We start from the raw sequence: 23,500 nt of genomic DNA on the forward strand, positions 1-23,500 counted from the left end.
GATTTAGCAACGAAGCGTTGTGTTCGTTTGCAGCAGAGAAGCGAGATTATGCAGCACTTTATTTACCCTGTCAACTCCCTGACTGCTTTTGCTGTTTGTTTTGATGCATCTTATGCAGATGTTGTCGGTTTCGCGTCAACTTCATCAAATCAAACCGCCGGAGTTGCTGGCTGCTGCTTTCTTCTAACTTCCCGTTTTAGCGGGAGGCGAACTATAGCAAAGTTAACCCTCTCGGCGCAAGGGAATATGAAAATAATTTAGATAGATAATAAAACGGCACGAAAGCAGGACTACAGCAAATAAGATCGTCAAGTCAAACGCAAGTCATGAAATCCATATACCATGAGCAGATGTACAACTGATGAATTCGCATAACAGCGTGCGCATCATCCATGTCGTCAACTCTGCTCTACCTGTTGTTTCACTGCTGTTGATGTTTCCTCTCAAAAGGGTGGTATATGTCTCTTGCACTTCCAGGTAACACCGAAGCGGAAGTTATCACTTTCCCGCTTCCCGTCCGGCACGAATTAGAAATTGGTCTGCTCGCCGATACAGCACACACATCGCCTAAATATCTCTACGACGCCGTCGGCTCCGTTCTCTTCGATGCCATCTGCGAATTGCCCGAATACTATCCCACCCGCACAGAAGCAGGAATCTTTACGCAATACATGAGCGAGATTACCCACGCGATTGGTCCACACAGCACCTTAATTGACCTCGGGGCAGGCAACTGTCGAAAAGCGGCACGCTTATTTCCCCTGTTGCACCCCAATCAATATGTCCCCATCGATATTTCTATTAAGTATCTCGAAGAAGCGGTGCAGCGCTTGCAACAACGGTTTCCTTATATTGAGATGACAGCGTTAGGTCTGGATTTTTCGACACCGTGGACGTTACCGGCCGAGGTCCGTACCGACAAACGCTTGTTTTTCTACCCCGGTTCTTCCATCGGCAATTTCGAACCGAGTCAGGCGCAAGCCTTTTTACGACATATACGAACCGAATGTGATACGGACGGTGGATTGTTGATCGGTATTGATCTCATTAAAGATCACGAGACACTACATCGGGCCTACGACGATGCCTTGGGGGTGACCGCGGCGTTTAATTTAAATGTACTGCGGCATATCAATCAGATCATCGGTGCTGACTTTGATGTACACCAATGGCGACATCACGCCTTATTTAATACGCACCATTCACGTATCGAAATGCATTTAGAGGCGCGGACGGCACAAACGGTCACATGGAAAAACATGCAACGCCATTTCATGCCTGGTGAAAAGATTCACACGGAAAATAGCTACAAATACAGTTTGGAGAGCTTCCTCACCTTGCTCGCGTCTGCAGGGTTTGGACACGCGCAACACTGGACCGATAGCAATCACTGGTTTGCTGTCGTCTACGCTAAAGCAATATAAGTAAGGAGTCAGATGATGCGGACAACATCCTTAGCAGAGCGTTGGAAGCAAACAAGACAACGTACTCTGCGCATTGCAGCGCTCGTGAGTGCGGAAGATGCCTGCGTTCAATCCATGCCAGACGCGAGTCCCTTGAAATGGCACTTGGCGCACACGACATGGTTTTTCGAAACCTTTGTCCTTGAAGCTTTCGATCCAGAGTTCATTCCATTTCATCCGCAATTCAAAGTGTTATTCAACTCGTACTACAACGGCGTGGGCGAAAAGCATCCCAGAGCACAGCGGGGATTACTGACAAGACCATCCCTCGAAGACATTCTTGCCTATCGCCATGCCACTGATCTGCGTGTACAACAACTATTATTGAAAAACAGCGCAGAAAAAATGTTGGATCGTATCGAACTAGGGATACACCATGAACAGCAGCATCAGGAATTAATGCTCACTGACATCAAGCATCTGCTTTCGTGCAATCCCCTCTACCCGGCATTATTACCAGCGAATACTTCTTCCGAAGAAATCGAATTCCGCGATCGCTGTATCAGTAACACGCCGCTCGAATGGCATCGCTTTGATGCGCAAATGATCAAGATCGGTCACACAGGTTCCGACTTTTGCTTTGATAATGAAAAGCCGCAGCATCGGCAATTTGTTGAGTCCTTCTCCCTCACCTCGCGACTAATTAACAATGGCGAATATCTACTTTTCATTCAGGACGGTGGGTATCAAGATCCCGCATGGTGGTTAGCGGAAGGGTGGGATTGGTTACGTCAACAACAAATACGTCACCCCCTGTACTGGCATCTTGGTGAACAGTGGGAAGAATTCACACTTGAAGGCTTACAGCCTTTGGATATGCATCAGAGTGTTAGCCATTTGTCGTATTTTGAAGCGGCAGCCTATGCGAGCTGGGCCGGTGCCCGTCTGCCGACGGAGGCAGAATGGGAATGTGCGGCAGAACAAGATACACATTTACATCAGCTATTTGATAGTTGCTGGCAATGGACAAGCAGTAGCTATGCGCCTTACCCAGGTTTCGAGATACCAACGGGAGCGATCGGGGAATATAACGGCAAGTTCATGGTGAATCAATATGTTCTCCGTGGCGCATCAAGTTTCACGCCACCGCACCATAGCAGACGTACCTATCGAAACTTTTTCCCGAGCCACGCACGCTGGCAAAAAACCGGCATACGACTCGCAAGATCCCTATCCGATACGGATGATTAATCATGTATGACACCAACGAGGACTAAGCCATGCCAACCGCTATGTGGAAGAACAAAATCATCGCCGAAGCAGCCGAAAACGATGTGATTACTTTGGAAGGGAATGTGTACTTCCCTCCGCAATATGTGGATCAACAATATCTGGCACACAGTGACAAACACACGATCTGTCCATGGAAGGGCACCGCCAGTTATTACGATATCGTTGTTGATAATCAAATCAATGCTGGTGCGGCATGGACGTATCTAGAACCCAAAGAAGCTGCGAAAAAAATCGCGGGTTATATTGCTTTTTGGCGTGGAGTGACGATCGTCGCCTAAAACAGGTGATCGTCAATGCGGCGCGTGATACTGAAAATACGATCACCACGCGCCACCTTCAATTTGCTAGCCTGCGCGCTTTGCTGCCAATGCGTTACCAACACGACTAACCGCCTTGCGGCCAAGATGGTGCGATATAAACTGACCTGCGTCGACCACCGCGTTGAGGTCAATCCCTGTATGAATGCCAAGTCCTTGCATCAGAAACAAAACGTCTTCTGTTGACACATTACCCGTTGCACCTTTGGCATAAGGGCATCCACCGAGACCAGCAACACTGGAATGGAAAATTGAAATCCCCACTTCAAGACTAGCGTAGATGTTCGCTAACGCCTGACCGTATGTGTCATGGAAATGACCGGATAACCCTGCAATAGAAAATTCCTTGGCTGCACTTTGCATCACATGCTGCACTTGGCGCGCTGTTCCCACACCGATGGTATCAGCGATATCAATCTCGTCACATCCCAGATCACGCATGCGGCGAACGACATCCGTCACACTGCTGACGGGAACATCCCCCTGATAAGGGCAACCAAACGAACAACTGATACTGCCACGTAGTCGGATGTTGTTCTGTTTAGCAGCAGCGGCAACATCACGGAAACGTTCTATCGACTCTTCGATCGAGCAGTTAATATTTTTCTGGGCAAAAGCTTCCGAAGCAGAACTAAAAATCACCACCTCATCCGCACCTGCTGCCAACGCCGCTTCAAAGCCTTTCATGTTCGGGGTCAATACCGAATACACCACACCAGGTTTCCGCGTAATGCCAGCCATGACCTCTGCAGACGTTGCCATCTGCGGCACCCATTTTGGCGACACGAACGACGCAGCTTCGATGTTCTGAAAACCTGCTGCTGTCAGTCGATCAACTAACGCAATTTTCACCTCGGCAGGAATACTTTCTTTTTCATTTTGCAAACCATCACGTGGTCCCACTTCGACGATTTTGACCTGTTGTGGTAACGACATATTAATATCCCCTTAATGGATCGACGATGCCGCGGATAGGCAACCCCTGTTTGAGGTCGGCCATTTTTTCGGCAATTTGTGCGACACTTTCTTTAAATAAACTCATTGCCGCCATGTGCGGCGTGATTTGAATACGCGACTCTTGCCAAAACGGATGATCTGCAGGCAAAGGCTCTTGTTGAAAGACATCTAATGTTGCGCCGGCAATGTGACCAGATTGCACGAGGGTCAGCAAGTCCTCTTCGTTCACATGCGCTCCACGAGCGACGTTGATCAGGTATGCCCCTCGCGGCATTTTTAACAAATTATCTCGATGCAATATACCGCGCGTTTCATTGGTCAATGGCAAAATACACACGACCACGCGACTCTCACGCAAAAAAACATCAAGACCATCAGCACCAGAATAACAAGTGACGCCGTCAATCACTTTCGGCGTGCGACTCCACCCCAGCACCGGAAACGAAAACTGTACAACGGATTCCGCAATACGCTGACCCAAGACACCAAGACCTAAGACACCAACACGAAACTCGCTTTTCTCATAAGGCATCAGGAACTGCCATTGATGTTGATCTCGCTGCGACGCATACTGGTCAAAACGACGAAAATAACCCAAGACAGCATGACACACATATTCGGCCATTTGTACGCCCATACCAGCATCATCGAGGCGAACGATGGGTACGCCTGCTGGCAACGCCGATCCCAATTGCAGTATGGCATCAGCACCGGCACCGAGAAGAAATATTGCTTTCAATTGCGTACGACCTGCCAACATGGCGGCAGGTGGTTTCCATACGATCGCATAATCCGCAGGCGCATCGTCGCCGGGCGTCCAAGTGCGAATGGCACATTGTGGAAACGCCCGATGCAGGGTGTGCAACCATTCCTGTGCGTGCTGACTGTCAGCGTAAAAGAGGATGCTGGTCATACTTGCACTTAAGTATGTCGCTGCGATCGACGAATAATATCCATGTATTGCTTCATGACACTGTCGATACCCATTTCCAGACTTTCTACAATCACAGCGTGACCGATAGAAACTTCTAAAATATCGGGGATCTGTAAAAACTTACTGAGATTGTTAAGATTTAAATCGTGACCCGCATTCACACCCAAACCAGCTTGCTGCGCTAAACTTGCAGCCGCTTGGAATCCTTTAAAAATCTCTTCACCTAACGTTGTTCCGACAAATTCAGCATACGGTTCAGTGTAAAGCTCCACACGATCAGCACCAAGTTCTTTTGCCACCGGAATATCTGGATTGTCAAAATCGACGAACAAACTAGTGCGGATATTGAGTGCTTTTAACTCAGTAATCACGCTACGCAACATCTCGCCATCTTTTTTAAAATCCCACCCGTGATCGGAAGTCAATTGATCAGGCGCATCAGGAACCAAGGTACATTGCGCGGGACGGTAGCGTTTAACGACGTCGATAAATTCTTTGGCTGGATAGCCTTCAACATTCAACTCAGCACCACGTTGTTTGCATAATGCGCCCAGGCTTTCGACATCTGTATAACGTGCATGGCGTTGATCTTGGCGCGGATGCAAGGTAATCCCTGACGCGCCCAGATCAAGAAAGCGTGCCGCGAAGGCATCGACATCTGGATAGTTACGGCCGCGCGAATTGCGCAACAACGCGATTTTATTGATATTAATAGAGAGCAAGGTCATCTCAAATCCTTATAGCACCATGCGTACAACTGCACATGGCAAGTGGGCGATAAGCGTATTGTATGCGTTTGCTTTGCTCTGCGTTGTAAATCACTGCACATAGTGTCTCAGTTTTGATCATTCTTCGATCATTCCACAAGCGCAAAACGTGGATCAATTTCCGACGCAGAAATGAATCACGCTGCATATCATCGTCTTATGCCCCACCCTTCTCCCGTCATCGGGAAAAGGGTTCTTTGGTATTGCGATCTTTAAGACTGAGCGAACGCTAAGAGCTGCGCACCCTCGCTCACTTGATCACCTACGGCATACAACACTTCATCAATCACACCATCGTGCGGAGCGGAAATGGTATGCTCCATCTTCATCGCTTCCATAATCAACAAAGCATCGCCCTTGTTAACTTCTTGCGCTTTGCTCACCAGCACCGCGACGATTTTTCCTGGCATCGGGGCGGTCAGGCGACCGCCTTCTGCTTCGCTTTCGCCAGCATGCGCAAGTGCATCAAGGTAATGTAATGGGGTGTGTTTGTCTTGATGAAAGACATGGAACTGTTCACCATCACGTACCACCGTGCCAGTCACTGTTTGATCGTCCACCGCCAATACAAAATCATGATCGTTCGATGACACTAATTTCACTTGCGCCGTTTGTTCACCGCGTCGAATGATCCAACCATCAGCGAAATACGTCACCAACACATCATGCGTCGTCGCTTCTTCAGTGAATTGCAAACCACGTTGCATCTGGCTATTCATGCGCCAACCATGACTGCTTTGCCATGGATCACTACCACTTGCTTTTTCTGACGATAACAAAGCAACGACGGCCAACGCTAAACATGGCATCGATGCGGGGGTCACCGCTGGGAACAAGGCAGATTGGTTACGTTCAATCAGACCCGTATCCAAATCGGCGGATGAGAACGCCGTGCTTTGAATCAATCGCGATAAAAATGCGATATTCGAATGTAATCCGACGATCTGATACTGCGATAACGCCTGCGACATCCGAGCCAGTGCTTCCTGACGGTCTTTACCCCAGACAATCATCTTCGCAATCATCGGATCATAGAAAGGTGAAATCGTATCCCCTTCACGCACGCCACTGTCGATACGGAACGCCGCTGGATCGCTGTGTCCACCCAATTCGAAATTCACAGCTGCTGGTGTAAGTGCATGACGCAAAGTGCCAATTGAAGGCAGAAATCCCTTTTCTGGATTTTCTGCATAAACACGCGCTTCAATAGCGTGACCGTGAATCCGCAATTCAGATTGTTGGAGTGGCAGTTTTTCACCCGCTGCGACGCGCAATTGCCATTCAACCAAATCAGTGCCAGTGATCATTTCTGTCACTGGATGCTCTACTTGCAAACGGGTGTTCATTTCCATGAAATAGAACGAACCGTCTTGGTTCGCGATGAACTCTACCGTACCCGCACCGACATAGCCGACTGCTTTTGCCGCAGCGACTGCCGCTTCACCCATCGCGGCGCGGCGCTCCGCAGTCATCCCCGGAGCAGGTGCTTCTTCAAGCACTTTTTGATGACGACGTTGTACCGAGCAATCGCGTTCAAACAAATAAACGCAATTGCCATGTGTATCAGCGAAGACCTGAATTTCGATGTGACGAGGACGTTGTAAATATTTTTCAGCGAGGACTTTATCGTCGCCAAACGAATTAATTGCTTCACGTTTGCAAGACGCCAAGGCATCTTTAAAATCAGCAGATTTCTCAATAACCCGCATGCCTTTACCGCCACCGCCAGCACTCGCTTTAAGTAGCACAGGATAGCCAATACGGTCCGCTTGCTCATGCAGGAAATCGGCGTCTTGATTATCGCCGTGGTAGCCGGGAACCAATGGAACATTGGCTTTTTCCATTAAGGATTTCGCGGCGGATTTGCTTCCCATTGCTTCAATAGCGGATGCAGGAGGTCCAATAAATGCAATACCGTTCTTCGCGCATGCTTCGGCAAATTCACTATTCTCAGATAAAAAACCATAACCCGGATGAATCGCCTGCGCACCTGTCGCCAAGGCCACTTCGATGATTTTATCCGCCCGCAAATAACTTTCCTTTGCAGGCGCTGGCCCAATAAGGACCGCCTCATCACAAACCGCCACATGTTTCGCGTTGGCATCGGCTTCAGAATACACAGCAACCGTTTTAATGCCCATGCGTCGTGCGGTAGCAGCCACCCGGCAGGCGATTTCGCCACGATTGGCGATCAGGATTTTGGTGAACATATTCTCGTCTCTCTTTAAAATATATTGTAGTCTGCGGTGTTCAGCGTATCGTCAACCAATGATTCAGTTAGGCGATTTCGCCATTGCAACGACCGCATAGTGAGGTTCATCGCTCAAGTAAATTTTCGGATTTAATTTCAATAAATCTTGATCTGGTAAAACATGAATCCAACCATCTTGTTCTCTCTGCTCCCTTACCACACCACCAGCGTCTGCAAACCGTAATACAGTTCCAGAAACAACTCTTAACTCGAGCGATTTAATAAAACGAAATGGTTTTTTCTGCGTGAACAAGTCACTTACTCTCGCATTCAATTTTTTATCTTCTGGAAAATGAGTAATATTTCCCCATAACGTTTGATAGTCGTCGGGACGTTTATCGTAAATATTTCTCACTTCACTCATCAATTCAATACAATTCTCCGACTTGCAGCCATCGCTATCGCCATCACCGGAACCTCTATGCTTTACCGATACGTTAAGCTCGAGGCCCCACGACTGATACCGGTCAGCATCTTCTGGAAGCACAACACAATCGTCTTCTAAAAGAGCTAATTCAACTTGGTCTCTATCGTGCTCTAACCAGACTTTCCAGTTTATTGGTCGCTTTGATTCAGGCTTCACTTTTAATTTCAAACACCACGTATAGCGATTACTAAGGCTTAGTATTGGCTTTACGTAGCTTCTCAAATCATTCAGTGCGGCATACTTCGTCCAAAAATTGGGCCTAGCGGATACGACAACCTGACTTGCATTGTTATCGTTGGTCTGCGCGTGAAGAGGCAAAGTTAATGCAAATAAGACGCATAACAACATCAGCCTTAAAATACACATAGCCTTCACCAATTTCACCGAAACAAATTATCCAATTGATCCGTTAGCTGCAGCTACCCGCTTTGGCTTCCACCTTGCCACGTGTTTTCAGTCCCAATTTTTCGAGTAAAACGCGATCGTCTTGGGCTTCTGGGTTTTGTGTCGTCAACAATTTGTCACCGTAGAAAATCGAATTCGCACCCGCCAGGAAACACATTGCTTGTACGGCTTCACCCATTTGGCGACGGCCGGCAGAGAGGCGGACGCGGGCTTTTGGCATGGTGATGCGAGCGACTGCGATCGTGCGGACGAATTCCAGTGGATCGAGTGGATCAAGACCGTGTAATGGCGTGCCTTCTACCTGCACCAGATGATTGACGGGGACGGATTCAGGATAAGGATTCAAATTCGCTAACTGGGCAATTAATCCCGCACGCTGACGACGGGATTCACCCATGCCAACGATACCACCGCAGCAGACTTTGAGGCCGGCATTGCGTACGTGACCTAACGTATCGAGACGATCCTGATAGTCACGTGTTGAAATCACGTTACTGTAGAACTCAGGTGCTGTATCGAGATTGTGGTTGTAATAATCGAGTCCAGCATCAGCAAGACGCTGTGCTTGCTCTTCTTTGAGCATGCCCAATGTGGCACAGGTTTCTAATCCCATCGCTTTGACTTCGCGCACCATGGTTTCGACTTTTTCCATGTCACGGTCTTTCGGTGAGCGCCATGCTGCCCCCATACAAAAACGGGTTGCACCGTTTTCGCGAGCGGCTTTGGCTGCGTCGAGTACTTCACGGACATCCAGCATTTTTTTCGCTTCGACACCCGTGTCATAGCGCGCTGCTTGTGGGCAGTAACCGCAGTCTTCTTCGCAGCCACCCGTTTTGATCGATAACAATGTCGCTAATTCGACGTCGCCATCAGGGAAGTTCGCGCGGTGCGCACTTTGCGCCTGAAACATCAGGTCGTTAAAGGGCAGATCAAATAATGCCAGTACGTCCTCGACCGGCCATGTTTCTGCCTCAATTTTTTTCACTGGTGCTTGAAACTGTACGGCTTGTTGCGGGATGTCGTTCGCTTGCATAGGTCTTCCTTCACTTCAAAAAATCGTCTTCATTACTTGAGAATATCGACATTGAGATATGTCGCTGCAGTCTTCATGGTCTCGATGGTGTTCACTGTTTCATTGTTTGTTTCATCGTGTGTTTCATGGCTATTTACGTGCGCTGAAACGGATGCCAAACGCGGAATATGTCCCAACAATGGAGCACCTATCCGTTGTTGGATCGCATCGATGTTTTCTTGCTGATAAAGCATGTGTGGATCCACTGTGTTGGCAATCCACGCGGCCAAATGCAGTCCGCGCGCCCGAATGGCTTCGGCGGTCAGCAGGGCATGATTAATACATCCGAGTCGTAACCCAACAACTAAAATGACCGGTAAATTGAGCTGCTGTGCTAACTGTGCCGTATCTGTGTCGTCATTCAATGGCACACAAAAACCGCCCACGCCCTCTACGATGACCGTATCAGCCAATGTTGTTAGCTGTTGATAGCCCGACAGAATGTGCGGCAAAGAGATCGTGACGTTTTCTTGTTTGGCCACGATGTGCGGTGCTGCAGGGGTTTGCATTAGATAAGGACATACCCACATCGGATCAGCTTGCACCGTGGATGCGGCAATCAAACTATCAACATCATCGTTATGCCACTGTCCATCGCGCAGTACCGCCCCAGAGGCGATCGGCTTCATCCCCACAGCACTGTATCCCCGTTGCGCAAAGGCTTGCAACAACGCGCTACTGCTAAAGGTTTTACCGATCTCGGTATCGGTGCCTGTCACAAAAAAATCGCGAGCGCGCGCGTTGTTCATCAGGCCACCTCCGCGAAACACTGGGCGACATAACTCATCTGATCCAAGCGACTAATTGCTTGTGCCAGCTGATGAACTTGTATTTCTGTATGCGCCGCAGACAATGTCACGCGCAAACGTGCTGTTCCCAGCGGCACAGTAGGCGGACGAATAGCGCCAACCCAATAGCCTTGCTCCAATAAATTACCCGCGATATTGAGCATCGCTGCGTTTTCACCAATGACAACAGGTTGTACGGCTGTCAGGGATGGCATGAGTTTCCATTGTTGCAGATGTAAGCCATCACTGAACTGACGAATCAGATTATTCAGATGCGCCCGGCGTTCTTGCCCTTCTTCACCAGCAATAATATCAATACTCGTGAGGAGTGCATGAGCCAACGCAGGTGCAGCAGCCGTCGTATAGATATACGCACGTGCCTTCTGAATTAACCACTCAATGACGGTTTCATGGGCGGCGACAAAGGCTCCACCTACGCCAGCCGCTTTGCCTAAGGTGCCCATATACACTAGGTTTGGTGACTTGAGGCTGAAATGCTCTAAGACGCCACGTCCGGTATCCCCTAAGACACCAAAGCCATGGGCATCATCAACGATCAACCATGCATCGTATTGTTCGCACAAGGCAAGCAAAGGAGGCAGATCAGCAATGTTACCGTCCATACTAAACACGCTATCGGTCACGACAACACGTTTTTGATGAGTGCATTCTTTCAACATCTGCTCGAGTGCCGCGTAATCTTTATGCGGAAACACTTTGGTCGTAGCGCGGGATAAACGCACACCATCGATCAGCGAGGCATGATTCAGCTCTTCTGAAAATACGGCAGCATCCTTGCCAGCCAACGCAGTGATAATGGCTTGGTTTGCCATGTAACCAGTACAGAAATACAAGGCACGTGCATGCTCAATGTGTGGAGACATGAACTCTGCTAAGCGCTCTTCCAGAGCCATGTGAGCACGGCTATGACCACTGATGAGATGCGACGCACCGCTGCCAGCACCGTATAAGCTAGCCCCCTGTTGTAATGCCTGAACAACCAAAGGATGTGTTGCTAAACCTAGGTAATCGTTACTACAAAATGCCAATAAGTCTTTGCCATCCGCCTGCAGGCTTGCACCTTGAACACTATCGACTGTCCGTCGACGACGAATCAAGTGCTGTTGCTCCAAAGCTGTTAATTCATCCTGCAACGCCTGCAACAGCGGCATTCTGGTCGCTGCTACATGCAGGTTACTACGATTGCCGCTCATGCCATAACCTCTTCAAATACATTCATGGTTTTCTGTGCCAGCAACGTGATCTCTTCTTCATTGAGAATATACGGTGGCATCAGATAGACGCTGCGACCAATCGGACGCATTAATAATTCTTGCTGTAACGCTGCGCTAAAAAAACGTCGCGAGAATGTCGATGCTTTCGCTGGATCATCGACCACCGCGTCAAAGGCAAAGATCATTCCTTGCTGACGCACATGCTTCACACGCGAATCGTTGTGTAAGCCGGCAAACGCTTGGGCAATCATCTGCGATTTCTGACGATTCGTAGCGATCACATTTTCTTCTTCGAAAATAGCCAAAGTGGCCAGCGCAGCGCGACAAGCCAGTGGGTTGCCGGTGTACGAATGCGAATGCAAAAATCCACGGCGAACATCTGCATCATAAAAAGCCTGATAAACCGCATCGGTTGTCATGACTAAGCTCAATGGCAAGTAACCACCACTGATCCCTTTTGACAAACATAAAAAATCGGGCCAAATCTGTGCCGACTCGCAAGCAAAGAAGGTACCGCTTCGACCACAGCCAACTGCGATTTCATCCGCGATGAGATGGACTTGATACTGATCACATAACTCGCGCAATCGGCGCAAGTACACCGGATCGTGCATCGCCATCCCTGTAGCACATTGCACCAGCGGCTCGATAATCACGGCCGCCACCTTCCCTTGGCGTTCTTGTAAAACTCGCTCTAGATCAGCTGCTGCGCGTAAAGCCACATCGGCAGCCGTTTCACCTTCTTGCGCCAAACGGGCATCTGGTGAGGCAACGACATGTGCTCGTTGCAACATCGGACCATACGCTTCTCGGAATAAGCTGACATCAGTCACGGCGAGCGCACCAACCGTTTCACCGTGATAACTTCCCTGAATACAGACGAATTCTTGTTTCTCGGTCTGCCCACCGTTGCGCCACGCATGGAAGCTCATTTTCAATGCAATTTCGACCGCAGATGCACCGTCGGACGCATAAAAGCTATGACCCAAAGCATGGCCAGTGAGGGCAGATAATTTTTCTGACAACTCAATCACCGGTGCGTGGGTAAATCCAGCCAGCATCGCGTGTTCGAGTTTGTCTAATTGATCTTTTAGTGCAGCATTGATACGTGGATTGGCATGACCAAACAAGTTCACCCACCACGAGCTGATCGCATCGAGGTAGCGTTTGCCATCCATGTCGTACAGCCAGATACCGCGTCCATGGCTGACCGGAATCAGCGGTACGGTTTCATGATGCTGCATCTGGGTGCACGGATGCCAGACGTGCTGCAAACTACGTGCGACCCAGTTATTTTGTGTTTCCAAAATGACTCCAGACTACAAGGCAAACCAGTTTCATGCATAAAAAACAATCATGAAGACGGGTCTGGTTAAAGAAGACGCGTATTTTATGCGACTTTTCCTACGACATCGGATTTCATGCGCAATGACAGCCTGAATGCGACCCAAATTCAGGCTACCTACTGCATTCAATGGGCGTTAACCTGCCACCCTAACGGTACGCAGCGAAAAAATGATTGCTTAAAAGCATCAAAATACGAAAACATCACAACATCACAGTAACCACGCGGGTTTACGTTTTTCTAAGAAGGACCGTACGCCTTCACGTCCCTCATCAGAAGCACGGATCTGCGCAATTCCCTCAACGGTCGCCGCAACTAATGCCGGTGTGATCTCGCGACTCGCCACGTCCTGTGCCAGCTTTTTTGCCTGTTTGACGGCGTTCGGGCTATTCGACACCAACGCTTTCACTATTTCCGCGATTTTGCCATCGAGTGCTTCGGCAGAAACCACCTCGTGAACAAAACCGATGCGCTGCGCCTCGTGTGCAGAAAAACGTTCAGCGGTAATAAAATAACGACGCGCCGCGCTCTCGCTCATCGCTTTGATCACGTAAGGAGAAATGGTCGCTGGGATTAACCCCAATTTCACTTCACTCAGACAATAATGTGCGCTATCAACGCTCACAGCAATATCACAGGCGGCCACGAGCCCCATTCCCCCCGCATAACAATCACCTTGTACCTTCGCCACGACAGGCTTACTGCAACAATAAATCGCTGCCAACATCGCCGCTAACTGACCTGCATCTGCCAAGTTTTCAGCATGCGTATAGTCGGCCATTTTTTTCATCCAGTTCAGATCTGCACCGGCGCAAAAAGCCACCCCATTGGCTGCTAGGACGACTGCACGTACGGCAGAATCGGCATCAAGTTGCTGGAACACTTGGGTGATTTCCGCAATCGTGGTTTCGTTAAAGGCATTACGAACATCTGGACGGTTAAGGGTAACCGTCGCGACGTGCGCGTCGATCTGGAGACTCAAAGTTTCAAACATATCTTCCTCATTGCGATTTATCTTTTGTCATAGCAAAGCCGTACGTGTCCAAAAAACGATCAACGATCGGTGTCCACTGCTTCATGCCATCAACAAATAAAGTGTGTCCGTTTTTAGCAAAGGGAGGTAATAACTTCCACTGAGCCACCCCTCCGGCTTTGGTATAGGCGTTAAACCACGCTTGGCTATAAGGCGGTGCAAAATACAAGTCGTTTTCGGTGTAAATCCAAAGCATCGGCACTTTACTAGTCGTGCCAAATTTGGCATACATCTGTTCGAGCTTATTCGCTTCACATGGCTCGCCCGGATGTTTGTCTGGATCACCACCCGCACCACCCGCAAAATTAATCGCTGCAACGACACCAGGTGGGTTCTTCGCAGCGGTTGCAACGGTCGCGTAACCACCAACAGACTGACCAACGATCACGACGCGTTTTGGATCAACATCGCTCTGACGCTGTGCATAATTGAGAACTGCTAGCACTTCCGTGGATGCCGCCTCAGCGGAAGGTGCATAGCTCTTACTTTTGCACGGACCGCTATCCTCAGGATCGGGCTCGGTACCGGATTCACCATAGCCAATGCGCGTCGGGACAAACACTGCAAAACCGTGATCAACAAAATAGCTTGCCTGCGCGGTGTACCTAAAACGCGCTGGCTGTCCTCGGTTTGAACCACTACGACCATGATTGATGATGACGATAGGGAAAGGCCCATCTCCATCAGGTTTAAACTTAGTAATCACGACCGTTCCCGTGGCTTGGCGACCGTATAAATTGGTCACTGTCACATCCATTTTTTCCACCGTCTCGTGCAATCGCGATGGCAAGAATGATGACCACGAGAGTCGGTCTTGCGCACCAACACTCGTCGCCACAAACATCATCGCGCACCAACTAACGAGCGATAAACTTCGGATGAATGGTCGCATGACTATCCTTCATTACATTCGGAACACACCAAATTTCACATCAGGAATCGGCGAATTCAGTGCGGCAGACAAGCCCAAACCAAGCACCATCCGTGTGTCAGCGGGATCAATCACGCCATCATCCCACAGGCGTGCTGAGGCATAGTAGGGATGACCTTGATGTTCGTATTGATCTTTGATTGGCTGTTTGAATGCAGCTTCTTCTTCCGCGCTCCAAGTACCGCCCTTGGCTTCAATACCATCGCGCTTCACAGTGGCTAATACACTTGCGGCTTGTTCACCGCCCATCACTGAAATACGGGCGTTTGGCCACATCCACATAAACCGTGGTGAATAGGCACGACCGCACATCCCGTAATTACCCGCACCAAAGCTGCCGCCGATAATGACTGTGAATTTAGGTACGTTCGCAGTCGCAACTGCTGTCACCATTTTTGCACCGTTACGGGCGATACCTTCGTTTTCGTATTTACGACCGACCATAAAGCCAGTGATATTCTGTAAAAACACGAGAGGAATTTTGCGCTGGCAGCAGAGCTCAATGAAATGCGCGCCTTTTAATGCGGACTCGGAAAACAGAATACCGTTGTTAGCGATGATCCCTACCGGCATGCCGTAGATATGAGCAAAACCGCAGACTAATGTCGTTCCGTAGCGGGCTTTGAACTCGTCAAAATGACTACCATCTACCACGCGAGCAATCACTTCACGCACGTCAAACGGTTTACGAGTATCCACTGGGATCACGCCATACAATTCGCTTGCAGGGAATTTTGGCTCTTCCACTTCTTTCATCACCACCGTCTGTGGCTTCTGGCGATTCAGGTTCGAAACGATCGTGCGAGCTAAAGACAAAGCGTGCGTATCGTTCTGCGCCAGATGATCGACGACACCAGACAAGCGCGTGTGCACATCACCACCACCGAGGTCTTCTGCGGTCACCACCTCTCCTGTTGCCGCTTTGACCAATGGTGGACCGCCAAGAAAAATCGTTCCCTGATTTTTAACGATAATCGATTCATCACTCATTGCAGGGACATACGCGCCGCCCGCCGTGCAAGAACCCATCACCACTGCAACCTGTGGAATGCCTTTTGCAGACATGTTTGCTTGGTTATAAAAGATGCGTCCGAAATGGTCACGATCTGGAAATACATCATCTTGATTCGGCAAGTTTGCACCGCCGCTATCAACGAGATAAATACATGGCAAATTATTTTGCTCAGCAATTTCTTGTGCACGTAAATGCTTTTTCACTGTCATCGGATAGTAGGTCCCACCTTTGACAGTAGCGTCGTTACACACGATCACACACTCCTGACCTGCAACACGTCCGATTCCTGTAATGACACCTGCAGAGGGGGCCGCGTTATCGTACATGTCATACGCAGCGAGCTGGGAAAATTCCATAAATGGCGTACCCGGATCCAATAACATTTGTACGCGATCACGGGGCAATAACTTACCGCGAGCAAGATGCTTTTTTCGCGCGTCGTCTCCACCACCCAGCGCAATTTTTTCGATCTTTGATTTCAGATCATCAACGACCAGCTGCATCGCAGCGGCATTGGCTTTGAAATCTTCTGAGCGAGAATTTAATTTGGAATCTAAAGTTGTCATATGATATTTATCCAAAAATCTATTTTGTTTTTTGATGCTGAACGGGTACTGCGTGACGACCGTAACGCCTTTTCTGCAATGACCGCCTGGTTGCAACCATCATCGGCTCGCGGTCCACTGTTCTATCTTAATTAATCACACCGCTGACATAAAACCATCGACCGTCATAACGCACAAAGCGGCTGACTTCTTGCAATTTGTGCGCGCGTCCATTGATTTTGTATCGTGCAACAAATTCTACCGTCGCAGTATCACCGTCTGTGCTGTGTTGCTTCACTTCAAGACCCAGCCATTGGGTCGGATCATCATGTGCAATGCATTCCTTAGGACACGTTCTTTCATCCCAGGTCGCCCTTAAATAGGCTTCATCGTTACGTGTATATGCCGTATAACGTGACCGCATTAAGGCCTCAGCAGTGGGGGCCACCGCCGTGCCATTCAGATACGGTGTGCAGCACTCCTGACTTTGCTTTCCAGAACCACAAGGGCAAGCGTCCTTCGTCGAATCGCTGCCCTTTTTTTTCCCTTCTCGACCTGCTTTACTACTTTTACTTTGCATACTTACTTCTTACTTTCTTTCACTGCAACAGGTGCACCAGCCGCTTTCCATGCGCCAAAACCACCCTCGATATGTGCGACATTTTCTAGTCCCATATCTTGTACAGTTTTGGTTGTTAACGCACTGCGCCAGCCAGCGGCACAAAATAAAATAAATTCTTTGGGCTCGCCAAAAACGGGTTTGAAATATGGGGAATCAGGATCAACCCAAAATTCAATCATGCCGCGTGGTGCGTGAAAAGCACCAGGCACAATTCCTTCGCGCTCTAATTCTCGGATGTCACGGACATCGACAAACTGAACCTGAGGGTCAGCCAGTTTCGCCTGTGCTTCAGCAACGCTGTAAGTTTTGATCTGTGCGGTTGCCTCGTCCACTAATTGCTTGTAGCCTTTTTTCATTTCTTTGTCTCCGTTAAAGTATCAGTCAATCAATGAATCAAAATCCGCCGGTCGCTAACCACTTTTCAACTTGTGGCAACCGATCATTACCCCAAAATGATTCGCCATCCACAACAATCCACGGCGCACCAAAAACACCTTGTTCAACCGCAGCTTCACAGGCTTGCTTGAGACGCTCTTTGCGATCAGCATCGTTACATGCAGCGACCACTTGCGTGCCATCCAATCCTAATTGATCGACAAAATTTGCCAGCCACGCTAAATCATTAATCGCAGCGGGGCCAGAAAAATAAGCACGAGTCACACCACGCACAAAATCACCGACGCGTTCTGGTGCTGTCTCTTTGATCCACAAACAGACACGGGCGGTGTTCTGTGTGCCGATAGGGAATACTTCTGGCAGTACAAAGGGGACGCCTGCATACCGTGCTGAGCGCTCGAAATCATGTTTGTAGTAATTCGTCATGATAGGAGGTCGCATAGTCAGCGGCCCCGATCCCGTGCTTTTAAACACAGCACCGAGCAAGACAGGTTTCCAATCAACGGTACGATCATACTTTGCTGCAAGCGCCTCAATCGATTGACTGGCGATGTAGGCATACGGTGAAACAAAATCAAACCAAAATTCAATTGTCTTGCTCATTGCTGTCTCCTAGATGGCACACCTTTTTTATCGTTTTTACTACCTCAACAACACCTGCGCTCACAAGATACTATCAGCGTTCTGCTTTATCCTGCCGCCAAAGCACGACCAATCAGAATTTTCTGAATCTCGGAGGTTCCTTCATAGATCTGGCACACACGGACGTCGCGATAAATTCTCTCGACAGGGAAGTCACTGACATAGCCATATCCACCATGAATCTGGATCGCGTCGGAGCACACTTTCTCCGCCATTTCTGACGCAAATAATTTCGCCATCGCCGCTTCTTTGAGACAAGGCTTTCCAGCATCTTTCATGCTTGCTGCATGCCAAATCAATTGACGCGCTGCTTCGATCTGAGTCGCCATATCCGCCAACTTGAACTGCACCGCCTGATGCTCGTAAATTGACTTACCAAAACTATGGCGATCCTTGGCATAAGCCATCGCAGCCTCAAAAGCAGCACGTGCCATCCCGACCGATTGCGAGGCGATACCGATGCGTCCACCTTCCAAACCTGACAGCGCAATTTTGTATCCCATGCCCTCTTCGCCGATCAAGTTGTCAGCAGGAATACGGCAATTTTCAAAGACGATCTGTGCGGTATCAGATGAATGCTGTCCCATTTTATGTTCTAAGCCAGCAACGATATAACCGGGCGTTTTTGTCGGCACCCAAAATGCGCTGATCCCTTTTTTCCCCACAGCTTTATCGGTGACAGCCATCACAATCGCGACATCAGCATGTTTGCCGCTGGTGATAAATTGCTTGACGCCGTTGAGGACGTATTCGTTTCCCTCACGCCGTGCAGTTGTTTTTAAATCTGAAGCATCACTCCCAGCGTGGGGTTCCGTCAGGCAAAAAGCGCCCAACATTTCACCACGTGCCAACGGGGTTAACCATTGCTTTTTTTGCGCATCATTGGCATACATCATTGCAATGCTGCAGACAGGACAATTATTAACAGAGACCACCGTTGACGTCCCACCATCACCCGCAGCAATTTCTTCCAACACCAGTGCCAACGATAAATAATCCATGCCTGCGCCACCAAATTCTTCTGGTACCGCAACACCGTAGGCACCCATTTGCGCCAACTCTTTTAATTCTTCCGCTGGAAAATGGTGCTCTTTATCCCAACGCGCTGCGTTTGGCACTAAGCGCTCTTGTGCGAAGCTACGAATAGCATCGCGGATCATTTCGTGTTCTGGTGTGAGTAACATAACTGTCTCTTTTCTATCTTTGATCTGTATTTTTTCTTACCACTGCATACTGGAACCATCTTCGGCATTCAAAAAGCTGCCGTTATTTTCTGGCGTGAGGCGTTCTAACACGCCGCGAATACGTTGTGCGCTATCACTGACGTCGAGATCAGCACCCGCACCGCCCATATCGGTTTTCACCCAACCAGGATGCAAGGCAACGCAGATCGCCTTGTTTGTAGTGAGGGACACATCTTTGAGCACAGAATTTAAAGCTGCTTTACTGGCGCGATATAACCATCCTTGTGTTGCAGCGCGGTGCGCAATGGATCCCATACGCGAAGAGATCACCGCTAGCTTACCGTGCGCGTTTTCAACCAACGGCAAAACGATAGGCAAAATACGCATCGCCGCTAACACGTTGGTATGCATGACATCATCAAATTGTTCTTGCTGTGGCGATGTTAATCCATTGGTATGTGGTCCATAGACGCCAGCGTTTAAAATTGCGACGTCTATTTTTTCATCATCCAGACGCCAGCCGAGTCCTGCGCAGTCGTTCAAATTATTCACATCTAAGGGCAATGCTTCACATCCCTCGGCTTGCAACATAGCCAAGTGATCCGCACCACGTACCGTTGCAATCACACGCCATCCAGCGGCCTTATATTGCAATGCCAAGGTGTGACCGATTCCACGTGAGGCACCAATAATTAATGCAGTCGGCATCTTGCTTCCTTTACGACGTTCATTTCACTACTTCCATTGCACATGATGATGTACAAAGTTGATGTCGCTGACACGGGGTCAGCATCGATCACGGCACACGACTGCGTAATCAAGTGCAATCGCCTGCCGTGCTATCGCCAAAACCGCGTTAAACGAGTTCGATTGCCATGGCAGTGCCTTCGCCACCGCCAATACACAACGACGCGACGCCACGCTTTTTACCGTGTTTTTTCAGCGCACCAATCAAGGTAATGATGATACGTGCACCGGAAGCACCAATTGGGTGTCCCAACGCACATGCACCGCCATGCACGTTGACCTTGTCGTGAGAAATACCAAGTTCTTTCATCGCCGCCATTGGCACTGCTGCAAACGCTTCATTGATTTCAAACAGGTCAACTGTGTCAGTTGTCCAGCCGGTTTTTTTGTACAGCTTTTCGATCGCGCCAACAGGTGCTGTCGTGAACCAGCCTGGTTCTTGTGCATGCGATGCATGTGCCAAGATTTTGGCAATCGGCGTCAAGCCGAGTTCTTTGGCTTTGGATTCACGCATCAACACCAGAGCGGCAGCGCCATCATTGATGGAAGAAGAAGAGGCAGCAGTGATCGTGCCGTCTTTTTTGAAGGCGGGCTTTAACGATGGGATTTTGTCGAGTTTCGCTTTCAGTGGACCTTCGTCTTTATCGATAACGACGTCGCCAGCACGACCAGAGACGGTAACGGGTGCAATTTCCCACGCAAAAGAACCATCGGCTGTGGCCGCTTGCGCACGCTTCACAGAAGCGATAGCGAATGCATCTTGGTCTTCACGAGTGAATTGATATTTTGCAGAGCAATCTTCTGCGAAAGTACCCATGGAACGACCTTTGTCGTACGCATCTTCCAGACCATCGAGCATCATGTGATCAAAAATTTGACCATGACCGATACGGTAGCCACCACGTGCTTTTGGAATCAGGTAAGGAGCATTGGTCATGGATTCCATACCACCTGTTACCAAGACGTCGTTGCTACCTGCAGAGATGGAATCGAACGCCATCATCGTGGCTTTCATCGCCGAGCCGCACATTTTAGACAGCGTGACCGCGCCTGTGGACATGGGCAATCCTGCTGCCAACAAAGCTTGACGGGCTGGTGCTTGACCTTGTCCAGCCATCAAGCAGTTACCGAACAAAACTTCTTCGACCAACTCGGGTTTTACGCCAGCACGCTCAACGGCTGCTTTGATCGCAACAGCACCGAGTTGACTCGCTGTCAGAGAAGAAAAATCACTTTGAAAAGCACCCATTGGGGTACGGGCTGCGCCAACGATAACGATAGGGTCGTTCATTCTGTTCTCCAAAATAAAAAATAATTCGTTCAACCCGTTGTCAGATACAAAGCACAAACATAGGGATGAACAACATAAAGTGTCTTACAACAATCTTCAAAACCTAACACTCAATACAGAACTCGGATCAGGTCTGATGACAGAACCGAATCTCTTGCGGATATGGAAAGACGTCATCCACTTTACCCGCAACAATCCGCTGTTTGCGACTATCCCAATACTCTGCCGTCAGCAAATCAGCATGGTGTTTCATAAAAAATTCTTTGACTTTGGCGTTGCCGAGCAAGAAAGTGCCAAATTGCTCCGGAAAAACGTCGTTCTTCGCAATCGGATACCACGGCTCGGCGGACATTTCGTCTTCCTCATTACGCGGTGCCGGAATCGTGCGGAACTTGCAATCGGTGACGTATTCAATTTCATCGTAATCGTAGAAAACGACACGACCATGGCGTGTCACGCCAAAGTTTTTATAGAGCATATCGCCGGGGAAAATATTGGCGGCGACCAAATCTTTAATCGCATTGCCATACTCCACCACACCATGTTCCATCGCTTCCATGTCACCGCGCTGTTCTGCTTCGGTCAGGTAGATGTTGAGTGGAGTCATGCGGCGTTCGATGTACAAATGCTTAATCACCACCTCATCATCGCTGACCTCTAGCAAGGATGGGGCGTATTGCTTAATCTCGTTAAGTAAATCCTCAGAAAACCGTGAACGAGGAAAGGCGACGTCCGAATACTCCAAGGTATCGGCCATACGTCCCACGCGGTCATGATTTTTCACCAGCAGATATTTTTCTTTGATTAATGCTTTGGTGGTTTCTTTTGGTGGTGGGAAGCTATCTTTAATCAATTTAAAGACGTACGGAAACGACGGTAAGGCAAACACTAACATCACCAAGCCACGAATCCCCGGTGCAGCGGCGATTTGGTCTGATGAGTATTTCAGATGATGTAGGAAATCGCGGTAGAACAAATTTTTACCGTGTTTCTGCAAACCGATCATCGTATAGATTTCACTGCGCGGTTTCTTTGGCAGAATACTGCGAATAAACTGCACATACGCCGAAGGCACTTCCATATCGACCATGAAGTAAGCGCGCGTAAAAGAAAACAGAACGGTAATCTGCATCGTGTCAAACAACACCGTATCAAGCACCAAGGTCTTTTTGTGCTTATGCATAATCGGGATCACAAACGGGTATTCACGGTTACCGTTAATACCTTTACCAATGATGTAGGCCGATTTGTTGCGGTAAAAAAGGCTAGCAAGTACTTGGATCTGATGGTTCGGCTCGATGCGTTCGCCACCAAAGTTTTCCCGCAAACGCGCTTCCACTAAGGCGACGTCGCGATCAAGGTCTTCAAACTCTGCTTTGAGTTGAAAATTCGTCACGATGCGCTTAATCGTGAAATTCAAGCCGTCTGTGGCTGGGTAGTAGACACGGTAGGTCGGTGGCGTGTCTTCACGCTCAAGATATTCCGTCGACGTCGCTGGTCGGACAAAAATAAAGTCGTTATGAAAATACGTCCGGTGCAGCAACTTGGTGCACACCGTATTAAAAAATGTCTCGGCTAACTCTGGTCGCAAATGGTCTGTCAATAAGCCCATGTAGTGCAGTTTGACTTCACGCCAGACTTCATCAGTGAGATCTTCTTCGGCATATTCGTCTTCGAGCGCCTGTACGCATTCACGAACACGGGTATCATAAAACTGGATACGTTCTCTGGCGGCGATTTGCGCCGCTTTCCAATCACCCTCTTCAAAATGCTTTTTCGCCCCCTGGCTACTGGCGCTAAACAAGCGGTAATGCTTATCAAAGCCGTCCAATATCATCCGTGCGATATCAAAGGCAATTTGGGAGGACAGTAACTTAGGGAAATGGGCGTTTGGCATCAT

23 protein-coding genes are annotated in these 23,500 nt (G+C 48.9%); 4 read left to right on the top strand and 19 right to left on the bottom strand.

Going from position 1 to position 23,500, the window contains the following annotated elements; genetic code table 11:
* From ACO0K2_RS19215 to ACO0K2_RS19230, 4 genes are all read left to right on the top strand, one after another.
* The coding region (locus ACO0K2_RS19215) for a hypothetical protein (protein ID WP_423021675.1) at positions 1-261 on the top strand (261 nt) is incomplete at its 5' end.
* Between the two features lie 197 nt (positions 262-458).
* Positions 459-1,424: an L-histidine N(alpha)-methyltransferase gene (gene egtD / locus ACO0K2_RS19220; RefSeq protein WP_423021676.1), complete on the top strand. Its 966-nt coding sequence runs from the start codon at positions 459-461 to the stop codon at positions 1,422-1,424.
* Positions 1,425-1,436: 12 nt separating this feature from the next.
* Entirely contained in the window at positions 1,437-2,654 is a 1,218-nt protein-coding gene (gene egtB / locus ACO0K2_RS19225; protein ID WP_423021677.1) for an ergothioneine biosynthesis protein EgtB, read from the top strand.
* Positions 2,655-2,683: 29 nt separating this feature from the next.
* Complete coding sequence (locus tag ACO0K2_RS19230; RefSeq protein ID WP_423021678.1) at positions 2,684-2,974, top strand: DUF427 domain-containing protein; 291 nt, start codon at positions 2,684-2,686, stop codon at positions 2,972-2,974.
* A 66-nt stretch (positions 2,975-3,040) separates the two neighbouring features.
* Here ACO0K2_RS19230 and ACO0K2_RS19235 read toward each other — a convergent pair whose 3' ends face one another.
* The 19 genes from ACO0K2_RS19235 to aceK form a co-directional block, all read right to left on the bottom strand.
* Positions 3,041-3,949 carry a hydroxymethylglutaryl-CoA lyase gene (locus ACO0K2_RS19235; RefSeq protein WP_423021679.1) on the bottom strand — a complete coding sequence of 303 codons (909 nt, stop codon included), beginning with the start codon at positions 3,947-3,949 and terminating at the stop codon, positions 3,041-3,043.
* Between the two features lies 1 nt (position 3,950).
* The gene (locus ACO0K2_RS19240) at positions 3,951-4,883 is read right to left on the bottom strand and encodes a 2-hydroxyacid dehydrogenase (RefSeq protein WP_423021680.1); all 933 of its coding nucleotides are present in this window, start codon (positions 4,881-4,883) and stop codon (positions 3,951-3,953) included.
* Between the two features lie 8 nt (positions 4,884-4,891).
* Positions 4,892-5,632 (bottom strand): pyridoxine 5'-phosphate synthase, encoded by a 741-nt coding sequence (locus ACO0K2_RS19245; RefSeq protein WP_423021681.1) that lies wholly within the window; start codon positions 5,630-5,632, stop codon positions 4,892-4,894.
* Between the two features lie 251 nt (positions 5,633-5,883).
* Positions 5,884-7,881 carry an acetyl/propionyl/methylcrotonyl-CoA carboxylase subunit alpha gene (locus ACO0K2_RS19250; protein ID WP_423021682.1) on the bottom strand — a complete coding sequence of 666 codons (1,998 nt, stop codon included), beginning with the start codon at positions 7,879-7,881 and terminating at the stop codon, positions 5,884-5,886.
* 63 nt (positions 7,882-7,944) lie between these two features.
* Positions 7,945-8,505 carry a hypothetical protein gene (locus ACO0K2_RS19255; RefSeq protein ID WP_423021683.1) on the bottom strand — a complete coding sequence of 187 codons (561 nt, stop codon included), beginning with the start codon at positions 8,503-8,505 and terminating at the stop codon, positions 7,945-7,947.
* A gap of 253 nt (positions 8,506-8,758) precedes the next feature.
* Entirely contained in the window at positions 8,759-9,787 is a 1,029-nt protein-coding gene (gene bioB / locus ACO0K2_RS19260) for a biotin synthase BioB (protein WP_423021684.1), read from the bottom strand.
* Positions 9,788-9,819: 32 nt separating this feature from the next.
* On the bottom strand, positions 9,820-10,575 hold the full coding sequence (gene bioD, locus ACO0K2_RS19265) for a dethiobiotin synthase (protein ID WP_423021685.1): 756 nt from the start codon (positions 10,573-10,575) through the stop codon (positions 9,820-9,822).
* Positions 10,575-11,786 (bottom strand): 8-amino-7-oxononanoate synthase, encoded by a 1,212-nt coding sequence (gene bioF / locus ACO0K2_RS19270; protein ID WP_423021720.1) that lies wholly within the window; start codon positions 11,784-11,786, stop codon positions 10,575-10,577. The genes bioD and bioF overlap by 1 nt, the downstream gene beginning before the upstream one ends.
* A gap of 38 nt (positions 11,787-11,824) precedes the next feature.
* The gene (bioA, locus tag ACO0K2_RS19275; RefSeq protein ID WP_423021686.1) at positions 11,825-13,156 is read right to left on the bottom strand and encodes an adenosylmethionine--8-amino-7-oxononanoate transaminase; all 1,332 of its coding nucleotides are present in this window, start codon (positions 13,154-13,156) and stop codon (positions 11,825-11,827) included.
* A 249-nt stretch (positions 13,157-13,405) separates the two neighbouring features.
* Entirely contained in the window at positions 13,406-14,188 is a 783-nt protein-coding gene (locus ACO0K2_RS19280) for an enoyl-CoA hydratase/isomerase family protein (RefSeq protein ID WP_423021687.1), read from the bottom strand.
* Between the two features lie 7 nt (positions 14,189-14,195).
* Positions 14,196-15,119 (bottom strand): dienelactone hydrolase family protein, encoded by a 924-nt coding sequence (locus tag ACO0K2_RS19285; protein WP_423021688.1) that lies wholly within the window; start codon positions 15,117-15,119, stop codon positions 14,196-14,198.
* A gap of 12 nt (positions 15,120-15,131) precedes the next feature.
* Positions 15,132-16,739 (bottom strand): carboxyl transferase domain-containing protein, encoded by a 1,608-nt coding sequence (locus ACO0K2_RS19290; RefSeq protein WP_423021689.1) that lies wholly within the window; start codon positions 16,737-16,739, stop codon positions 15,132-15,134.
* Positions 16,740-16,866: 127 nt separating this feature from the next.
* Entirely contained in the window at positions 16,867-17,298 is a 432-nt protein-coding gene (locus tag ACO0K2_RS19295; protein ID WP_423021690.1) for a YchJ family protein, read from the bottom strand.
* Positions 17,299-17,300: 2 nt separating this feature from the next.
* A complete protein-coding gene (locus ACO0K2_RS19300; protein WP_423021691.1) occupies positions 17,301-17,696 on the bottom strand; it encodes a rhodanese-like domain-containing protein in 396 nt (131 codons plus the stop codon).
* A 37-nt stretch (positions 17,697-17,733) separates the two neighbouring features.
* Positions 17,734-18,339 (bottom strand): 2-hydroxychromene-2-carboxylate isomerase, encoded by a 606-nt coding sequence (locus ACO0K2_RS19305; RefSeq protein WP_423021692.1) that lies wholly within the window; start codon positions 18,337-18,339, stop codon positions 17,734-17,736.
* Between the two features lie 86 nt (positions 18,340-18,425).
* The gene (locus tag ACO0K2_RS19310) at positions 18,426-19,562 is read right to left on the bottom strand and encodes an acyl-CoA dehydrogenase family protein (protein ID WP_423021693.1); all 1,137 of its coding nucleotides are present in this window, start codon (positions 19,560-19,562) and stop codon (positions 18,426-18,428) included.
* A 36-nt stretch (positions 19,563-19,598) separates the two neighbouring features.
* The gene (locus ACO0K2_RS19315) at positions 19,599-20,270 is read right to left on the bottom strand and encodes an SDR family oxidoreductase (protein WP_423021694.1); all 672 of its coding nucleotides are present in this window, start codon (positions 20,268-20,270) and stop codon (positions 19,599-19,601) included.
* 148 nt (positions 20,271-20,418) lie between these two features.
* Positions 20,419-21,600, bottom strand: a complete 1,182-nt coding sequence (locus ACO0K2_RS19320; RefSeq protein WP_423021695.1) for an acetyl-CoA C-acetyltransferase — start codon at positions 21,598-21,600, stop codon at positions 20,419-20,421.
* 127 nt (positions 21,601-21,727) lie between these two features.
* Positions 21,728-23,497 (bottom strand): bifunctional isocitrate dehydrogenase kinase/phosphatase, encoded by a 1,770-nt coding sequence (gene aceK / locus ACO0K2_RS19325; RefSeq protein WP_423021721.1) that lies wholly within the window; start codon positions 23,495-23,497, stop codon positions 21,728-21,730.
* Positions 23,498-23,500 lie beyond the last annotated feature (3 nt).

Source organism: Undibacterium sp. MH2W (assembly GCF_049340215.1).
Classification (GTDB): domain Bacteria; phylum Pseudomonadota; class Gammaproteobacteria; order Burkholderiales; family Burkholderiaceae_D; genus Undibacterium.

Coding starts and splice junctions, on each gene's coding strand:
- egtD (WP_423021676.1), top strand. CDS start 459: ATGTCTCTTGCACTTCCAGGTAACACCGAAGCGGAAGTTATCACTTTC.
- egtB (WP_423021677.1), top strand. CDS start 1,437: ATGATGCGGACAACATCCTTAGCAGAGCGTTGGAAGCAAACAAGACAA.
- ACO0K2_RS19230 (WP_423021678.1), top strand. CDS start 2,684: ATGCCAACCGCTATGTGGAAGAACAAAATCATCGCCGAAGCAGCCGAA.
- ACO0K2_RS19235 (WP_423021679.1), bottom strand. CDS start 3,949: ATGTCGTTACCACAACAGGTCAAAATCGTCGAAGTGGGACCACGTGAT.
- ACO0K2_RS19240 (WP_423021680.1), bottom strand. CDS start 4,883: ATGACCAGCATCCTCTTTTACGCTGACAGTCAGCACGCACAGGAATGG.
- ACO0K2_RS19245 (WP_423021681.1), bottom strand. CDS start 5,632: ATGACCTTGCTCTCTATTAATATCAATAAAATCGCGTTGTTGCGCAAT.
- ACO0K2_RS19250 (WP_423021682.1), bottom strand. CDS start 7,881: ATGTTCACCAAAATCCTGATCGCCAATCGTGGCGAAATCGCCTGCCGG.
- bioB (WP_423021684.1), bottom strand. CDS start 9,787: ATGCAAGCGAACGACATCCCGCAACAAGCCGTACAGTTTCAAGCACCA.
- bioD (WP_423021685.1), bottom strand. CDS start 10,575: ATGAACAACGCGCGCGCTCGCGATTTTTTTGTGACAGGCACCGATACC.
- bioF (WP_423021720.1), bottom strand. CDS start 11,786: ATGCCGCTGTTGCAGGCGTTGCAGGATGAATTAACAGCTTTGGAGCAA.
- ACO0K2_RS19280 (WP_423021687.1), bottom strand. CDS start 14,188: ATGTTTGAAACTTTGAGTCTCCAGATCGACGCGCACGTCGCGACGGTT.
- ACO0K2_RS19285 (WP_423021688.1), bottom strand. CDS start 15,119: ATGCGACCATTCATCCGAAGTTTATCGCTCGTTAGTTGGTGCGCGATG.
- ACO0K2_RS19290 (WP_423021689.1), bottom strand. CDS start 16,739: ATGACAACTTTAGATTCCAAATTAAATTCTCGCTCAGAAGATTTCAAA.
- ACO0K2_RS19295 (WP_423021690.1), bottom strand. CDS start 17,298: ATGCAAAGTAAAAGTAGTAAAGCAGGTCGAGAAGGGAAAAAAAAGGGC.
- ACO0K2_RS19300 (WP_423021691.1), bottom strand. CDS start 17,696: ATGAAAAAAGGCTACAAGCAATTAGTGGACGAGGCAACCGCACAGATC.
- ACO0K2_RS19305 (WP_423021692.1), bottom strand. CDS start 18,339: ATGAGCAAGACAATTGAATTTTGGTTTGATTTTGTTTCACCGTATGCC.
- ACO0K2_RS19310 (WP_423021693.1), bottom strand. CDS start 19,562: ATGTTACTCACACCAGAACACGAAATGATCCGCGATGCTATTCGTAGC.
- ACO0K2_RS19315 (WP_423021694.1), bottom strand. CDS start 20,270: ATGCCGACTGCATTAATTATTGGTGCCTCACGTGGAATCGGTCACACC.
- ACO0K2_RS19320 (WP_423021695.1), bottom strand. CDS start 21,600: ATGAACGACCCTATCGTTATCGTTGGCGCAGCCCGTACCCCAATGGGT.
- aceK (WP_423021721.1), bottom strand. CDS start 23,497: ATGCCAAACGCCCATTTCCCTAAGTTACTGTCCTCCCAAATTGCCTTT.